Here is a 15,395-nt window from a genome sequence, read left to right as displayed (position 1 = left end):
GACTATCCGGGATCAAACCATGTCGGACCATGCGATCAAGACGATCGGCATCATCGGTGCAGGCCAGATGGGCAACGGCATCGCCCATGTCGCGGCGGTGGCTGGTTTCGACATCAAGCTGCACGATGTCGCCGAAGATCGGATCAAGGCGGCCCTCGCCACCATCGACGGCAACATGGCCCGGCAGGTTTCGAAGGGCGCGCTCCCGGATGAGGACCGCCGCGCGGCCATGTCCAGGATCGAGGCGGCCGTCGGGCTCGCCGATCTCGGCAGCTGCGATCTCGTCATCGAGGCCGCGACCGAGAACGAGGAGGTCAAGCGCAAGATCTTCACCGCCGTCTGCCCGCATCTGAGGCCCGATGCGATCCTCGCTTCCAATACCTCCTCGATCTCGATCACCCGGCTTGCGGCCGCGACCGACCGCCCCGAGCACTTCATCGGCATCCACTTCATGAATCCGGTGCCGCTGATGCAGCTCGTCGAGCTGATTCGCGGTATCGCCACCGACGACGGCACGTTCGAGCGCGCCAAGAATCTCGTCGGCCAGCTGCACAAGACCGTCTCGGTCTCCGAGGATTTCCCGGCCTTCATCGTCAACCGCATCCTGCTGCCGATGATCAACGAGGCCGTCTACACGCTCTATGAAGGTGTCGGCTCGGTCGACGCGATCGACACCGCCATGCGGCTCGGCGCCAACCATCCGATGGGCCCGCTCCAGCTCGCCGACTTCATCGGCCTCGATACCTGCCTCTCTGTGATGCAGGTGCTCCATGACGGGCTGGCTGATTCGAAGTATCGCCCCTGCCCGCTGCTGGTGAAATATGTCGAGGCCGGCTGGCTCGGCCGCAAGACCAAGCGCGGCTTCTACGACTATCGCGGCGAGAAGCCCGTCCCGACTCGCTGACGGCTGGTCGGTCACGACGCGGGTCGCGCCCGTGAATCGGGCCGAGAATAGATCTCCATTGCGCTGTCGGCCGCTACGAGCGAGGAAACACCTCGCCCGTGCGAAGAACGCTGTCGCAAGCGCAACAAAGTTCCTTCACATTCCTGTCGTCTCGCGCTTACATTGATCTCCGGGCGGGATTCGTCCCGCTTGATGAAGCGGAGGTGCGGCGGGTTTGACGGCGCATGTGATGCATCCAATGGCGTCGCCGGACGGCTGTCCGGCCCTCGTCCTGAACGCCGATTTCCGGCCGCTCAGTTACTATCCCTTGTCTCTCTGGAGCTGGCAGGACGCGATCAAGGCGGTCTTCATGGACCGAGTGAACATCGTCTCCGAATACGACACGATCGTCCGCAGCCCCAGCTTCGACATGAGGCTGCCCTCGGTCGTCTCGCTGAAGAGCTACATCAAGCCCTCGCGGACACCGGCCTTCACCCGCTTCAACGTCTTCCTGCGCGACCGCTTCGCCTGCCAGTATTGCGGCCACCGCGAGGAGCTGACCTTCGACCATGTCGTCCCGCGCTCGAAGGGCGGCCTGACCACCTGGGAGAACGTCGTCGCGGCCTGCTCGCCCTGCAATCTCCGCAAGGGCGACAAGATGCCGGCCTCCGTCGAGATGTTCCCGGCCCAGAAGCCCTACGCGCCCACGGTCAACGACCTCCACCGCAACGGCAAGCTCTTCCCGCCGAACTACCTGCACGAGAGCTGGCTCGATTATCTCTACTGGGACTCCGAGCTGGAGCCGTGAGGCTCAGGCAGAGGCCGGCCTTTTCAACAAACCGAAGGCGGCCAGCAGGAAAAGCCCGGCCGAAACGACAGCGTTCCACCCGGCAAGCGACAATCCGAGAAAGCGCCAGGCCGCTTCCGAGCAGGCGACGATGCGCGTCGTCTGCAGCTGCTTCATGAAATCCTGCATGCCGGCGGCCGCTGGGGCCGCCCCGCCGCAATCGTTCGGCCCGACGAACCAGCCCCACTCGACGCCGGCGTGGTAGACGCCGAGCCACGTGCTCCAAGCCATTAGTCCCGCAAGCCCGAGCAGGACGAGCCATTGCAGCAGCGGCGAGCGCGCCAGCACCAGCCCGGCCAGCGCCAGCCCGATCGCGGTATAATGCGGCACGCGCTGCTCGAGGCAGAGCTTGCAGGGCTGCAGATGCACGACCAGCTCGAAATACCAGGCACCGGCGATCAGCGCGAAGCTCGCCAGGCCGATCAATCCGATCAGACGCCGCGTCTTCAACAGGCGGGTCGGGCTGCTCGGAGCATCGGCGGGAAACGCGGTCATGGCATGGCTCAGCAGGAGAGAAGCTGGCCGGACCCTGCGACGAGCTTGAGGCCGAAATAAAGCAGGATCAGCGCGGCCGCGCCCACGACGGCGATCACTTTCAGGCGACGTTCGATGAAGTGGCGGATGGTGACGCCATAACGCCGCAGCAGGAAGGCGAGCGCGAAGAAGCGCGCCCCACGCGCCAGCACGCAGGAGACGATGAAGAAGGTCAGGCCGATATGCACCGCGCCGGCGAGGATCGTCACCACCTTGATCGGCGGCAGATGCGCCAGCCCCGAGGTCGTCAGCAGGATCAGCGTCGTGTCCGGGCCGGTACAGGCACGCAACGTCTCGAAGGCATCGAGCTTGCCGTAGAAGGCCAGCACCGGCTTCGCCAACGCCTCGAAGGCGTAATAGCCCAGCGCGTAGCCGGCGATCCCGCCCAACACGGAGAAGAGCGTCGCGACGAAGGCCAGCCGATAGGCCCGCTGCGGCCGCGCCAGCGCCATCGGCACGAACAACACGTCGGCCGGGATCAAGAAGAACGAACTCTCGACGAAGGCGACGACCGCCAGCCAGAGTTCGGCGCGCGGGCGAGCCGCGAGCGACATGGTCCATTCGTAGAGGCGCTTGAGCATGGCGCGCTCTAAGCATGCGGCGATGGGTGACGCAACGGCCGCGAGCATATGGAACGCCGTCGACGGCGCCCTGTGCTCTCATTGCATCCGCTCGGACGGGAGCGGCTTCGCAGCAACGAGAACACACCGTCGCCGAAACCTGTCACCGACACCGTTCCACCGATTGACCGGCATCGACCGATCGCTATAGTCCGCCCGCCCGTAGGGGCCCCTGTGGCGGAATTGGTAGACGCGCTCGACTCAAAATCGAGTTCCGCAAGGAGTGCTGGTTCGATCCCGGCCAGGGGCACCACTACCTTCTTCACTGACCGACCCGATGCCCGCCCCCCGAAACCGCGAATTTCCGGGGTGTTTTGCTCTATTTGCGTATGTTGACCGTCGTGTGAGCCGCAAAAATCGTTGGCCTCCCGCAGCGGCAGGCCAAAACATGCCGCCGAGCATGGCCATCGGGAATGCCAAAGCCCCGAGAGACGTTTCGGGATCGGCATAAAACTCGTTGGAGAAGCTCCAGCCTGGAATTGAAATCAATATAAAGTATTGATTTTGCAGTGTTTTCCCTTGTTACCGAGCCGGTTCGTCCAGCATAAGCGCGGCAATTGCCGAGAGCCGCGTGGGCATGAACGACAAGACGACCGGGATTGCTGCGATTTATGCAGCCGAGCGGCAGAACCTGCGGCTGCGGCTGATTCGACGCGGGCTCGATGCGCAGCAGGCCTCCGACGCCGTGCAGGATATCTTCCTGCGCCTGCTACGGTCTCCTCCCACCGATCTTCGTGACCCCGGTGCCTACCTGCGTCGCTCGGCCGATACCATGGCCATCGACCACTGGCGGCGCCAGCACCGCCATTTCGCTTTGTTCGAACCCCTCCCGGCCGAGGAACTCGCGGTTTCCGACGAGGCGGCATCCATCGAAGGACAATTCGTGGCACGCGAACGCGACCAGCGTTTGCGACGCGCAGTCGCGGAGCTCCCCCCGCGTAGCCGCGAGGTCCTGCTCCTCCACAAATACGAGGGCTTGAGCTACGCCGAGATCGCTCTCCGGCTCGGCATCGCGCGCAACACCGTCATGGTGCATCTCGCCAATGCGATGCGCAGCTTGCGCGCTGCGATGCGCGCCTCTGACTAATGCTTTCGCGCCTGCGGATCGTCTATTGAGAAGGGGCTATTCCGGGTGCCAAAGGTCAGGCCGTCGGCCGCAATGGTAAGTCCGGCCCAGGACATTGCTATGGAAGATCACGCTGAAGAAACGCCCGACGAGCAGGCGCTGCAATGGTTCGTCCGGCTGCGCGACGGCCAGGTGCGCCCCGCCGAGCAAAAGGCGTTCGACACGTGGTTGGCGACGAACTCTGATCATGCGCGCGCCTGGGCAGAGCTCGAGACCATCTGGCAGGACCTCGATCAAGTCGCACCCGCTGAACGGCCAGCCATCGCCGCGCCGCCGGTCGCGCCCGTGGCCAGACCGCGGCGGTGGCGGCAGGGCATTCTCGCGGTTGCGGCATCGCTTGTCCTGGCCGCGGGCCTGGCGAGCCTGCTCGCGCAATCCGATTGGCTTGCCGATTACAGAACCGCAGCTGGAGAGCGCCGGATCGTCACCCTCACAGATGGCTCGCAGGTCGAACTGGCCCCTGCCTCCGCTATCGATGTCGATCTGACAACGACCCGGCGCACGGTCAGGCTGCTATCGGGCCAAGCTTTCTTCACGGTCGCGAGCGATCCGAACCGGCCGTTCTCCGTGACCGCGCGCGGGGGAACCCTGACCGCTCTCGGCACGGCCTTCGATGTCAAGCTGGGTCTTGGGGCAGCGGTTTCGGTTGCAGTCGATGAGAGCCGCGTCGAGGTCCGGGTGCCGGGAGCTCCCGGCGTCGTCGTCGGCACTGGTCAGGGCGTCGGCTACGAAGGCACCGCGATCTCGCGGCCGGGCCCGCTCGACCCGGGCGAGATCGGCGACTGGCGCCGGGGCAGGCTGGTTTTCCATGATGTTCGGTTGGCCGAAGCGATTGCCGACCTTGAACGCTATAGCGGCGGCCATATCCAGATCCTGTCTGGCGAAGCGGCGCAGCGGCGCGTGACGGCCGTGCTCGACGCGCGCAGCCCTGCAGCCGGCATAGACATGCTCGCCAGCGGCCTCGGATTGCGGGTCGTACGCCCCTTCGAGTGGTTGACCTTGCTGCTGCCCTTCTGAAGATATTTTTCGCAACGCAATAATGACTCCGCCCGCCGCCGGCGTCTTACCCCTGCGAGGGCCCCGATAGTCACGGCCCTCATATCGATGGGGATCGACGATGGGTATTCGGGTTGGGGCGCGGCTTGTCCGCCGGGCAGGACTGGCTGCGGCGCTGTGCGGGACCGCTCTCGCGGCGGGAATTGTCGCCGTCCCGGCGATGGCGCAAAGCGTCCGAACGGTCCATATCCCCGCTCAATCCGTTTCCTCCGCGCTGATCGCCTTTTCCCGGCAGACAGGTGTCGCCGTGGTCGCCCCGGCCTCGGCGACCGCAGGAAAGCGGTCCGCTGCGGTCTCGGGCCCCCTATCGTCCGAGGCGGCCCTTGCTCGTCTTCTGGCCGGCACCGGGCTCAACTTCCGCTTCACCGGCGCGACAAGCGTGACCATCAGCGCAGCGGTGCCTGTTGCAGCTGCCGGCGCAGCCATTCCCGAAGGCGTGATCGCGCTCGATACGATCGACGTGGCCGGCAACCCGCTCGCACGCGGAGGCGTCAGCGAGATCCTCATCGGACCACGCGAGCTGGAGCGCAAGAATCCCTCGGATATCCGCGATGTCTTTGCCAGCGAACCGCGCGTGAAGGTCGGCGGCTCCACCCCGATGTCGCAGAAGGTCTATGTCAACGGCGTCGAGGAGACCAATCTGGCCGTCACCATCGACGGCAGCCGGCAGAACAACAAGGTCTTCCACCACAACGGCACGACGCTGATCGATCCGTCGTTCCTGAGGGCGGCACGTGTCGATGCCGGCGTGGCGCCGGCCGATGCCGGCCCCGGAGCGCTCGCCGGCGCGATCGCCTACGAGACGAAGGACGCCCGCGACTTCCTGACGGGCAACGGCGTCGGCGCTTTCGCGAAGACGCAGTTCAGCAGCAACGGCCCCGTCTTCACCAACAACCTGGCAGGCTATGCCCGGTATGAAGGTTTCGACATCCTCGCCTACGGAACGCTCGGCAAAGGCGACAACTACAAGGCCGGCAACGGCCAGGAAGTCCTCGGCACCAAGACCGATCTGTTGAGCGGCCTGTTCAAGATGGGCTGGGAAGCTCCTTCAGGCGACCGCTTCCAGATCAGCCATGAGCGCGTCCGCGACGATGCCCTCAGGCCTTTCCGCGGCAATATCGGCTTCATCACGGGCCGCCCCGTCTGGGAGCCGCGGGTTCGCCGCTACGAGATCGACCGGCAGAACACGGTCTTCACCTATAGCCGCACCTCCGCGCTCGGCTGGTGGGACCCCAAGGCGGTCCTCGCCTACAGCCGAACGGATGTCGACACGCCGATCTTCGAGCGGCCGGTCGGCGCCAGCCCCCTCCCCGTGACCTACCCGGGCACCGGCGTCACCGACAGCTTCAACGGCAAGTTCGAAAACCGCTTCGGCTTTGGCGATTTCGGCAGCGTCACCGCCGGCGTCGACTTCTACAAGGACAAGGCACTCTACAAGGACCGCAACATGCGGGTGAACGAAAAGGCCAGCAATCTCGGCGTCTACGCGCAAGCGCGGCTGAAGCCGTTCGAGCGCGCGCGCCTCTCCTTCGGCCTGCGCGGCGACCAGCAGTGGTTCACCGGAACAACCGGGCAAGAGTTCGACAATGCCGGCCTGTCGCGCAACATCTCGGGCGAGTTCGACCTCATCCCCGAGCACCTGACGGTCAGGGCCGGCTATTCCCATGTCTGGGGCGGCATCCAGCTCGCCGAGAACTTCATCATGAATCCGGCCTGGCGCTACGGCAACGGCATGCGACCAGCGACCTCGGACAATGTGATGGCCGGCCTCGTCGCGCGCTGGCACGGCTTCACCCTGGAGGGTTCGGTCTTCCGCACCGAAGTGGAGAATGCCCGCGCGGCGCGCTTCGCCGTCGCCAGCGCCACCTTGCTGCGTGACATCGAATCCCATGGCTACGAGATCGGCCTCGGCTATGCCTGGGAGGACGGTTTCATCCGCGGCAAATATGCGAGCGTGAACGTCAAGATCGACGGGCAACGCGCGGATTCAGACACCGGGACCTATCTCGCCACGCCGATCGGAGACGTCTTCACGCTGACGGCCGCCCATACCTTCCGGCAATGGGGCGTCACCGTCGGCGGCGATATAGAGATCGTGCGCGACTACAAGAAGGTCGCTCCCGGCAACCTGCCGCTCAAGGGCTACGAGGTCGTCAATCTCTTCGCCGAGTACAAGCCGCCGCAGCTGCAGAACCTGACATTGCGTGCCGAGGTCAAGAACCTGCTCGACCAGACCTATGCCGATCGCGCTACCTACGGCCAGGAGTTCGGCACGGTTACACCGCTCTACCAGCCCGGCAGGGCGTTCGTCCTCAGCGCATCGGCGCGCTTCTGATGCGCCTGCTCGGTCTCCTGACCTTCCTGATCCTGCTCCTTCCGTCCGCGGGGACAAGCCGGGAGGTCGTCGATCTCGCAGGGCGCAAGGTCAGCGTGCCGGACAAGGTCGAGCGCATCATCATCGGCGAAGGCCGCTACCTGCCTGCCCTCGCGATCCTCGACCGGGCCGATCCCGTGGCCCGGCTTGTGGGAATGATGGGGGATTACGAGGCCGTCGATCCCGTCAGCTATGCGCGATATCGCGAGCGCTTCCCGGCCCTCGACAAGGTCAAGCGGATCGGCCGCAACACGCGCGACAGCTTCAGCATCGAGCAGGCCATCACGGCCTCCCCCCAGGTCGCGATCTTCAGCCTTTACGGCCACGGCCCGGACACGCGCTCCGGCGAGGTCATCCGCGCGCTCGAAGCGGCGGGTGTCGCCATCGTCTTCATCGATTTCCGCAACGATCCGCTGGTCAACACGCCGCGGTCACTCGAACTTCTCGGAGCGCTCCTGGGCCGCGAAGAGGAAGCGGCGGAGTTCATCTCGGTATGGCGGGCGGCATTGGCGGCCGTGACGGAGAGGCTGGCGTCGACGCGGCCGAAACCGACGCGCGTCTTCGTCGAGAGCCGCGTCGGGCTCGGGATGGGGTGCTGCGAAACCATGACCCGGGGCATGATGGGGCGCTTCGTCACCGCGGCCGGCGGCGTCAATATCGCGGAGGACATCGTGCCGGGCGAGGCCGGCGTCGTCAGCCTGGAATGGCTCATCTCCAACCCGCCCGAGGTCTATATCGGCACGGCGATCGGCAGCGGCCTGCAGCGCGACGAGGCTCCGTGGCTGGCCCTGGGGCCCGGTGTGGAGGCGGGCGCGGCACGCGAGCGTCTCGCACGCTCGATGGCGCGCACAGGCATCGCCGGGCTCGATGCGGTACGCGACGGCCGTGCCCATGCCGTTTGGCACCACTTCTACAACTCGCCTTTCAACGTCGTCGCCGTGCAGGCCTTCGCGCAGTGGCTCCATCCGCAGCTCTTCGCCGATCTCGACCCGAAAGCGTTGCTGGCAACGATGCAGCAGCGCTTCCAGCCCGTATCGCTCGACGGCACCTATTGGACGAGCCTTCGCTGAAATGGACGAAATGAACAACGGCGCCAATCCGCGACAGAGCCGGGCAGATATCGCGACCGGCAATGCCTCCCTTTATCTCCAGCAGCTCTGCAAACACTTCGCCCACAAACTCGACGTCGAATTCGACAAGCAGGTGGGAAGTGTCCGCTTTTCGATCGGGCATTGTGAGCTCCTGGCACAGGATGGCTGGCTTCGGCTGCACCTGGATGCGCCAGATTCCGATGCTCTCCAGCAACTGCAAGAGGTCGTCGAGCGCCACCTCGTCCGCTTCGCGTTTCGCGAGCACCTGTCCATCGAATGGCGACCGGAACTTCCCGGTCAGGGATAGCCGATAGCGCGACACCTCATGCTGTGGCGACACGTTCGTCCGCATCCAGCCGGATGCCGGGCGTCAATTCCACGGCGGGATCTCGGCTATCTGTCGCGCGCGACGCGGAAGCCGTTCGTATAGAAGCGCACATCGGCTTCGTATTTGAAGCGCGCCGCCGAGCGCAGGTAGCGCGGATCATTGTTGAAGGAGCCGCCGCGCAGCACCCGTTCGCGGCATCCCGGAGCGGTATAGGCGCTGCCGTCGCGAGGCGCGCTGCGATAGGTTTCGCTCCAGCAGTCGGCAACCCATTCGGCGGCGTTGCCGGCCATGTCGTAGAGGCCGAAGGCATTCGGCGGAAACTGGCCGACCGGCACGGCGCTGCGGCGCGTCTGATCGTTGCAGCCGAGGCAGTTCGCCCGGTCTTTCGTCATGGCCTGGCCCCAGGGATAGACCGTCGTCGTGCCCGCGCGCGCGGCAAATTCCCATTCGCTCTCGGTCGGGAGGCGATATCGCTTGCCCGTCCGCGTCGAAAGCCAGGCGACATAGGCGCCCGCATCGTTCCAGTGAATGTCGGTGACCGGGCGTCTGCCGCGTCCGAGGCCGCGGTCATCCGGCCGATAGCTGCAGCCGCCCTGATCGACGCAGAGATCCCAATCCTCGAACGTCACTTCCCGTGTCCCGAGATAGAAGCCCCGGACGGTCACGGGATGGACCGGCTTCTCGAACTCGTAGAGGTCGTTGGAGCCCATCTGGAAGGTGCCGGCCGGGATCTCGACCAGTTCCGGGCAGCCCGTACAGTCGCGTAGCGGTGCACCCGCAGGCTGGGACGACGACGAGGGACTCGAGGCCGCGGTCGGCGCAGCTGCAGCCGCCTTGCCGCGGTAGAGCTGCTCGCGGGTGCGGGCCAGTGCGGTGAAGCGCCCGTTCGGATAGGCGTCGAGATAAGCGCGGTACTCCGTCGCGTTCTCGCTGTTGCGGATCGATTCCCAGAAGGCGAGTTCATAGGCGTCCTGGGGTGCGCCCGCTGTTTCAGGAGGTGGAATCACCGCGCGGTTGGTCTGCGCCACCGCAACCGGGCGGGCGATGGGCGTGACCACGAGGCCTTTTGGCGGCTCGGAGGACAGCCAGGCCTGCTGGCTGCGCCGGCTTTCGCGCGCGATGGCGTCCCGCGTTTGCTTCAGCGCCGCGGTCATGTCGAGCCCGGGGGTTCGGATCGCCTTCAGCCAGGCTTCCACAGCGCGATTGCCGGCATCGGCAACGGTCCTGCCCGGCGCCGCCGGGAACAGCACGGCGATGCTTTCCATCGGCTCCAGCGGCAACAGGCCCCTCCCATTTCCCTGCCAGGGATTGTCCCGGCTGGCATCGATGAAAAGCAGGGCGCTCGCCGGCCTGGCGACGATCAGCGGGTCGATGATCTCGTCGAGATCGACCGCGTCCTGGGCACCGTTCTGCGGTGGCAGCAGAAAATTGCGGTTCCGCTGCTGGATCGCATGGCCGCTGTAGAAGACCACGACCTGCGCCCCTCGCGTGAGCTTGCCCGTAAAGGCGGCTATGGCCTGCCGCAGCTCGGTGCGGCCGGCATTGTCGACGGCGACGACATCGAAGCCACCCGCGCGAAGGGTGTCGGCGACGGCGCGGCCTTGCGGGACCGCGTTGCCGATTGCCGCCTGCGGATAGGAGCCGTTGGCGACGACGAGCGCCACGCGCGCGGCCTCGCCCGTCTGCTGGGCGTGGCCGGGCACGGACGACAGCGCCTGCAGCACGACAGCCATGGCGAGGAAGCGCAACCAGCCCATCTGCAGATCGTATCCTTTCCGGCTAGCGCACATAAACCGTGATCTTCTGCGACATCACGGGCGGATCATGCGGCGTATGCGTATGGTCGCCCAGCAGCAATTGCAGCGTATGCCGCCCCTTGGGCAGCGTGACGACGACCTCGGTCTGCCCGTTGCCGAGGTGGATGTTGTTGTAGTCGGACGGGATGGGCTGGTCCGGCGGGCCGGGCTCGGTATCGATCAGCAGGTGATGATGCCCGGTCCTGGCATGGGCGACACCGGCCGGGGCAACGCCCATGCCGCGCAGGCCGATCCGCACTGTGAACCGTTCGGGGACGCTCAATCCGTCGAGCGGATAGTGGAAATAGACCTGGGCGCCGGCCGGAGCCTGCTGGCGTGCGGGCGTCTGTGCGGCAGCGCCGGACGGCCATCCTTGCCAGGCGGCCAGCGCGATGAGAAGGGCGGCTGTGGCGGCTGAGCGGATCATCGACGCCTCGTCGCTCTGGGGCCGCCCGGCGCCACGGTCACCGTGATGCGCTCCGACATGACCGGCGGATCATGCGGCACATGGTTTTCATCGGCGAGCAGAAGCTGGAACGTGTGCCGGCCGGTTGGCAGCGTCAGGCGGTATTCGGTCTGGCCGCCGCCGAGATGGATATGGTTGAGGTCGGCCGGGATCGGATCGCCGAACGACGGCGGCTGCGTATCGACCAGCAGGTGATGATGGCCGGTATTCGGCTTGGCGACGCCGGCGGGCGCAACCCCCATGTTGCGCAGGCCGAAGCGGATCGTCGAGGTCGGAAAGATCGTGTCGCCGTCCTTCGGATAGATGAAGTAGACCGCGGCATCGTTGGGCGATGCTGTCCGCGCGCGGCCGGCTGCGCCCGCAGGATTGGGCGCGGCAGCCGCCTGCGGATCGGCGACCACGCGGACGCGGATGCGCTCGGACATCACAGGAGGATCGTGCGGCACATGCTCGTGATCGCCCATCAGCAGTTGCAGCGTGTGTTCGCCGGGCGGCAGGGAGAGCTCGACCTCGGTCTGGCCACGCCCGAAATGCAGATGGTTGAAGTCGCTCGGGATCTCGCGGTCGAGCGCCGGCAGCTCGGTATCGACCAGCAGATGGTGATGGCCGCCATTGTGGCTGGTCGTGCCGGCCGGCGTCACCGTGATGCCCGCCGCTCCGAAGCGTATTTTGGCCCGGCTGGAGATCGTCGCTCCGTCCTGGAGATCGATGAAGAAGACGCGGGCGCCAGGCTCGGCCGCCGAGCGCGACTTCTCCGCCGCTGCCGAGACTTCCACCGTAATGCGCTCCGACACAACCGGAGGATCGTGCGGCACATGGTTGTGGTCGGCGAAGAGAAGCTGGAGCGTGTGCCTGCCCGGCGTCAGGGCGATCTCGGCCTCGGTCTGGCCGCCGCCGAAATGGATGTGGTTGAAATCGCTCGGGATCGGCTGATCGAGCGGCGGCAGCTCGGTGTCGATCAGCAAATGATGATGCCCGGCATTGCGTTTCGCTTCGCCGGCCGGAGCGACGTCCATGCCGGAGATGGCGAACCTCACGGTGAATTTGCCTGGCACCTGCGCCTTGTCGGCGAGGCCGACGAAGGAGAGCCGGGCAGCAGCCGGGGCCGGGCTGCGCTGCCGGGCGCGCTCCTGGGCCGGCGCGGCGACGATCGGGATCGCCAGCGCCGCTGCCAGACTGAACCAGAGAACCGCCGGCGCAAGGCGAAGCATGAGCGTCTTCCTTCCCCGGGACGATGTGTCGAAGGCTATCAGCGGCGACTGGAGCCTTCAAGCAAAACGCCGTCACGTTTCGCCGAGGACTATGCTTTGTTCTGGAGGCGGCCAAGATCATGCATTAGCATGACGCAAGGAAGGCACCCATGATCTTCGTTGCCAGACTCTGCGGGCTCATCCTGCTCATCTTGTCCGGCTTGGCCATCGCCCAGCCGCTACCGGAGCGCCGCGTCGCGCTCGTGATCGGCAACTCCAGCTATCGAAACGCGCCCGTGCTGCCCAATACGGTGAACGACGCGCGCGACATGGTGGTGGCGTTGCGCAAGGTCGGCTTCGAGGTGGTCGACGGCATCGATCTGGACAAGCGCGGCATGGATGCGGCGCTCACGCGTTTCGCAAGGCTCGTGCAGGATGCCGACACCGCGATGTTCTACTTCGCCGGCCATGGCTTCCAGTTCAACGGCGAAAATTATCTGGTGCCTGTGGAGGCAAAGATCGAGGACGAGGTCGGCGTCCAGTACGAGACGACCCGGCTCAACGACGTCGTCACCGCCTTGAACTACGCCAAGGGCGTCAAGATCATGGTGCTCGATGCCTGCCGCAACAATCCTTTCGTTGGCCTCCTCGCCAAGCGGCAGGCAACGCGCGGCTTCTCCGTCGGCTCGGGCCTCGCCCCGGTCCAGCGGGCGCAGGGAATGGTCATCGCCTATGCGACACAGGCCAACGACGTCGCCGCCGACGGCATCGGCCGCAACAGCCCCTTCACGGCGGCTCTGGTGCGCGAGATCGATCACCCCGGGCTGGAGGTGGCGACGCTGTTTCGCCGCGTCCAGAAAAGCGTCTACGACGCGACGGCCGGCAAGCAGACGCCGGAACTGTCGCTTTCCCTGCTCGGTGATTTCTATCTCAACCGCGAGGAGACGGATGCCGATGTCTGGCGCCGCATCCGCGCCAGTGACGAGCCCGCCGCGCTGCAGGCGTTCATCCAGCGCTATCCCACGAGCTTTTTCGCCATCGACGCCCGCACGCGGCTGGACCTGATCGAGCGCCGGTCCTCCGCGTCGAGCGAGCGCGACAAGCTTGCGCGCGAGTTCGCCGAACGCGAACGCGCTCTGCTTCAACGTCTCGAACGGGCGGAACAGGGCCGGCGCCAAGCGGCCGACGATCTCGCCCGCAAGGATCTCGGTGAAGCGGTCGTCGCCGCGCCGCCTGCGAAACCCACGGACTCCGCGCCACCCGCTATTGCTGCTCCCGCCGCCCCCGCGCCCCGCGCCCAGGATAAGGCGGAGAGAGCACGCCTCGCCGACGAACTTGCCCGTCGCGAAACCGAGCTCGCGGCGATCGAAGTGGAGAAGCGGCGGCTGTCGGAGGAGCGTCAGGCCGTCGAGCAGGCGATGGCGGCGCGGCTCGGCGCTGCACCGCTGTCGCAGGATCGATCGACCCAGCCGGTCGCGCTGCCCGGCAGCGCCTCGCGCCTCCCGGAGACCGCACCCGGAGCGATGCCGAGGGGACGGGCGTCGGCGGGCTGCGCCGAACTCCTGCTGCGGGCCCAGCTCGGCGATCTGACACCGGCCGGGCGCGAGCAATTGCAGCACTGCCGCTGAGACAACGGGGCGGGGCTCGGCCACCGTCCTGAACCGGAAAGGTTAGGCATGACAGGCTTGTTCCGCTTCAAGGGTCTCCTGATCGGCTTGGCCCTGCTGGCCGGTGGCACGTCGGCCTTGGCCCAGACGACCCCGCCCACGCCCGTTCCGTTCCCGGATGCGCTCCGGAAAGCGGCCGACGATCTGTTCGGCAAGGCAGCGGTTTCCGGCCAGCAGGTCGAACTGGTCATCGACCCGCTCATCGACGCAGCCTCGGGCGCGCAGTCGACGGCGACGCGTTCGATGCAGCAGAGCTTGATGGAGATCGTTCGCTCGGCCTATCCGCGCTTCACCGTCCTGCCTTTCGACAGCGAGGCCCTGGCGCGCAAGCCGGTGGTGCTGGTCGGCACCTTCACGGCCGTCAACAACCAGGGCGTACCGGACGGGCCGCGCGATGCCTATCGGATCTGCCTGACGCTTGCCGACCTGAAATCGAACAGCGTCGTTTCCAAGGGGGTGTCGCGCGCGCGCGTGGACGGCGTCGACGCCACCCCGACGCCGTATTACCGCGACGCGCCGCTCTGGTCCAAGGATCAGGCCACGGAGGCCTACATCAAGACCTGCCAGGGCACGAAGCTCGGGGACCCGATCGACCCGTCCTATGTCGAGAAGCTCACGGCGAATGCGCTGATCAACGACGGCATCCTCGCCTATGAGACGCAGCATTTCCGCGAGGCGCTCGCCTTCTACAGGACGGCGCGCAAGCTGCCGGGCGGCGAGCAGCATCGCGTCAGGATCGGCACCTATCTCGCGGCCACCAAGCTCGCGCGACGGGACGACATGGTCGATGCCTTCGGCGATCTCGTCGACTACGGGCTGGGGGCTGACCAGCTCATGGTGAAGCTGCTGTTCAAACCGGGCACCACGCAGTTCATCGACAACTCGCAGGTCACGGAGCCCTATCCGATGTGGCTGAGCCAGATCGCGACGCGGGCGCGCCAGAAGGGCGCCTGTCTCGAGATCGTCGGCCATACCTCGCATACCGGCCTGCCGCAGGTGAACGAGCGGCTTTCCGTCTTGCGGGCGCAGTTCGTCATGGACCTGCTGCTGACCGGCGCGCCCGACAATCGCGGCCGCATGATCGCGACCGGCCGCGGCTTCAAGGAGAACCTCGTCGGAACGGGCAAGGACGACGCCAGCGACGCGCTCGACCGCCGGGTCGAGTTCAAGGTGATCGGCTGCTAGCAACAACCCTTCACCGGGCAGCGATGGCGACGGGCATCTCGATAATCGGGCAGTTGAGCGCTGCATCCACGGGCGCAGTCCCAGCTGTGCGCCGGATTCCATAATCTCGCCTGCCAGGTTCAATCCTCGATCGTTAAGCTCTGAATTGCGCCCGGTTCTCGCAAGAACCGCGAGGCGGGCGATCCCGCCGGCAAGCGCAGCGCGTCTATGGGGAACCTCCATCGAGCTTGGG

General features: G+C 66.1%; 14 protein-coding genes and 1 tRNA gene. 10 read left to right on the top strand and 5 right to left on the bottom strand.

Annotated features, from left to right (window positions below):
• Nucleotides 1-19 precede the first annotated feature (19 nt).
• Nucleotides 20-904: a 3-hydroxybutyryl-CoA dehydrogenase gene (locus tag AC2FAN_RS21455; RefSeq protein ID WP_485176231.1), complete on the top strand. Its 885-nt coding sequence runs from the start codon at nucleotides 20-22 to the stop codon at nucleotides 902-904.
• Between the two features lie 229 nt (nucleotides 905-1,133).
• Nucleotides 1,134-1,691, top strand: a complete 558-nt coding sequence (locus AC2FAN_RS21450) for an HNH endonuclease (RefSeq protein WP_485176230.1) — start codon at nucleotides 1,134-1,136, stop codon at nucleotides 1,689-1,691.
• Between the two features lie 3 nt (nucleotides 1,692-1,694).
• Here AC2FAN_RS21450 and AC2FAN_RS21445 read toward each other — a convergent pair whose 3' ends face one another.
• Together AC2FAN_RS21445 and AC2FAN_RS21440 are read right to left on the bottom strand one after the other, a co-directional pair.
• Nucleotides 1,695-2,225, bottom strand: a complete 531-nt coding sequence (locus AC2FAN_RS21445; protein ID WP_485176228.1) for a disulfide bond formation protein B — start codon at nucleotides 2,223-2,225, stop codon at nucleotides 1,695-1,697.
• 8 nt (nucleotides 2,226-2,233) lie between these two features.
• Complete coding sequence (locus tag AC2FAN_RS21440; protein WP_265050203.1) at nucleotides 2,234-2,845, bottom strand: YqaA family protein; 612 nt, start codon at nucleotides 2,843-2,845, stop codon at nucleotides 2,234-2,236.
• A 207-nt stretch (nucleotides 2,846-3,052) separates the two neighbouring features.
• Between AC2FAN_RS21440 and AC2FAN_RS21435 the strand changes: the two genes are divergently transcribed.
• The 6 genes from AC2FAN_RS21435 to AC2FAN_RS21410 all read left to right on the top strand — a co-directional run bounded on the left by AC2FAN_RS21435 (nucleotide 3,053) and on the right by AC2FAN_RS21410 (nucleotide 8,838).
• Nucleotides 3,053-3,137, top strand: a tRNA-Leu gene (locus AC2FAN_RS21435).
• A gap of 324 nt (nucleotides 3,138-3,461) precedes the next feature.
• Nucleotides 3,462-3,971 (top strand): RNA polymerase sigma factor, encoded by a 510-nt coding sequence (locus AC2FAN_RS21430; protein WP_485176227.1) that lies wholly within the window; start codon nucleotides 3,462-3,464, stop codon nucleotides 3,969-3,971.
• A gap of 99 nt (nucleotides 3,972-4,070) precedes the next feature.
• A complete protein-coding gene (locus AC2FAN_RS21425; RefSeq protein WP_485176226.1) occupies nucleotides 4,071-5,027 on the top strand; it encodes a FecR family protein in 957 nt (318 codons plus the stop codon).
• Nucleotides 5,028-5,127: 100 nt separating this feature from the next.
• Nucleotides 5,128-7,401, top strand: a complete 2,274-nt coding sequence (locus tag AC2FAN_RS21420) for a TonB-dependent receptor (RefSeq protein WP_485176225.1) — start codon at nucleotides 5,128-5,130, stop codon at nucleotides 7,399-7,401.
• Nucleotides 7,401-8,510, top strand: a complete 1,110-nt coding sequence (locus AC2FAN_RS21415; RefSeq protein ID WP_485176223.1) for an ABC transporter substrate-binding protein — start codon at nucleotides 7,401-7,403, stop codon at nucleotides 8,508-8,510. The genes AC2FAN_RS21420 and AC2FAN_RS21415 overlap by 1 nt, the downstream gene beginning before the upstream one ends.
• Before the next feature lies 1 nt (nucleotide 8,511).
• On the top strand, nucleotides 8,512-8,838 hold the full coding sequence (locus AC2FAN_RS21410; protein ID WP_485176222.1) for a DUF2218 domain-containing protein: 327 nt from the start codon (nucleotides 8,512-8,514) through the stop codon (nucleotides 8,836-8,838).
• Between the two features lie 86 nt (nucleotides 8,839-8,924).
• Here AC2FAN_RS21410 and AC2FAN_RS21405 read toward each other — a convergent pair whose 3' ends face one another.
• Genes AC2FAN_RS21405 through AC2FAN_RS21395 form a run of 3 tightly spaced genes read right to left on the bottom strand, consistent with a single transcriptional unit; the run spans nucleotide 8,925 to nucleotide 12,332 of the window.
• The gene (locus AC2FAN_RS21405) at nucleotides 8,925-10,616 is read right to left on the bottom strand and encodes an SUMF1/EgtB/PvdO family nonheme iron enzyme (RefSeq protein ID WP_485176221.1); all 1,692 of its coding nucleotides are present in this window, start codon (nucleotides 10,614-10,616) and stop codon (nucleotides 8,925-8,927) included.
• Between the two features lie 22 nt (nucleotides 10,617-10,638).
• Entirely contained in the window at nucleotides 10,639-11,082 is a 444-nt protein-coding gene (locus AC2FAN_RS21400) for a DUF4399 domain-containing protein (RefSeq protein WP_485176220.1), read from the bottom strand.
• A complete protein-coding gene (locus AC2FAN_RS21395) occupies nucleotides 11,079-12,332 on the bottom strand; it encodes a DUF4399 domain-containing protein (protein WP_485176219.1) in 1,254 nt (417 codons plus the stop codon). The genes AC2FAN_RS21400 and AC2FAN_RS21395 overlap by 4 nt, the downstream gene beginning before the upstream one ends.
• 149 nt (nucleotides 12,333-12,481) lie before the next feature.
• On the opposite strand from AC2FAN_RS21395, the gene AC2FAN_RS21390 reads away from it, so the two are divergent.
• Nucleotides 12,482-13,939, top strand: a complete 1,458-nt coding sequence (locus AC2FAN_RS21390) for a caspase family protein (protein WP_485176217.1) — start codon at nucleotides 12,482-12,484, stop codon at nucleotides 13,937-13,939.
• Between the two features lie 48 nt (nucleotides 13,940-13,987).
• Complete coding sequence (locus AC2FAN_RS21385) at nucleotides 13,988-15,163, top strand: OmpA family protein (protein WP_485176216.1); 1,176 nt, start codon at nucleotides 13,988-13,990, stop codon at nucleotides 15,161-15,163.
• The last annotated feature ends 232 nt before the right edge of the window (nucleotides 15,164-15,395 follow it).

This window comes from Allobosea sp. RIT-PG3_2, from assembly GCF_057321085.1.
Note: the sequence above shows the minus strand (reverse complement) of the source record. Positions and strands in the feature narration are given on the sequence as shown.

Bases quoted from the DNA above. Each gene is read 5' to 3' on its own strand.
- AC2FAN_RS21455 (WP_485176231.1), top strand. From the start codon at position 20: ATGTCGGACCATGCGATCAAGACGATCGGCATCATCGGTGCAGGCCAG.
- AC2FAN_RS21450 (WP_485176230.1), top strand. From the start codon at position 1,134: ATGCATCCAATGGCGTCGCCGGACGGCTGTCCGGCCCTCGTCCTGAAC.
- AC2FAN_RS21445 (WP_485176228.1), bottom strand. From the start codon at position 2,225: ATGACCGCGTTTCCCGCCGATGCTCCGAGCAGCCCGACCCGCCTGTTG.
- AC2FAN_RS21440 (WP_265050203.1), bottom strand. From the start codon at position 2,845: ATGCTCAAGCGCCTCTACGAATGGACCATGTCGCTCGCGGCTCGCCCG.
- AC2FAN_RS21430 (WP_485176227.1), top strand. From the start codon at position 3,462: ATGAACGACAAGACGACCGGGATTGCTGCGATTTATGCAGCCGAGCGG.
- AC2FAN_RS21425 (WP_485176226.1), top strand. From the start codon at position 4,071: ATGGAAGATCACGCTGAAGAAACGCCCGACGAGCAGGCGCTGCAATGG.
- AC2FAN_RS21420 (WP_485176225.1), top strand. From the start codon at position 5,128: ATGGGTATTCGGGTTGGGGCGCGGCTTGTCCGCCGGGCAGGACTGGCT.
- AC2FAN_RS21415 (WP_485176223.1), top strand. From the start codon at position 7,401: ATGCGCCTGCTCGGTCTCCTGACCTTCCTGATCCTGCTCCTTCCGTCC.
- AC2FAN_RS21410 (WP_485176222.1), top strand. From the start codon at position 8,512: ATGGACGAAATGAACAACGGCGCCAATCCGCGACAGAGCCGGGCAGAT.
- AC2FAN_RS21405 (WP_485176221.1), bottom strand. From the start codon at position 10,616: ATGGGCTGGTTGCGCTTCCTCGCCATGGCTGTCGTGCTGCAGGCGCTG.
- AC2FAN_RS21400 (WP_485176220.1), bottom strand. From the start codon at position 11,082: ATGATCCGCTCAGCCGCCACAGCCGCCCTTCTCATCGCGCTGGCCGCC.
- AC2FAN_RS21395 (WP_485176219.1), bottom strand. From the start codon at position 12,332: ATGCTTCGCCTTGCGCCGGCGGTTCTCTGGTTCAGTCTGGCAGCGGCG.
- AC2FAN_RS21390 (WP_485176217.1), top strand. From the start codon at position 12,482: ATGATCTTCGTTGCCAGACTCTGCGGGCTCATCCTGCTCATCTTGTCC.
- AC2FAN_RS21385 (WP_485176216.1), top strand. From the start codon at position 13,988: ATGACAGGCTTGTTCCGCTTCAAGGGTCTCCTGATCGGCTTGGCCCTG.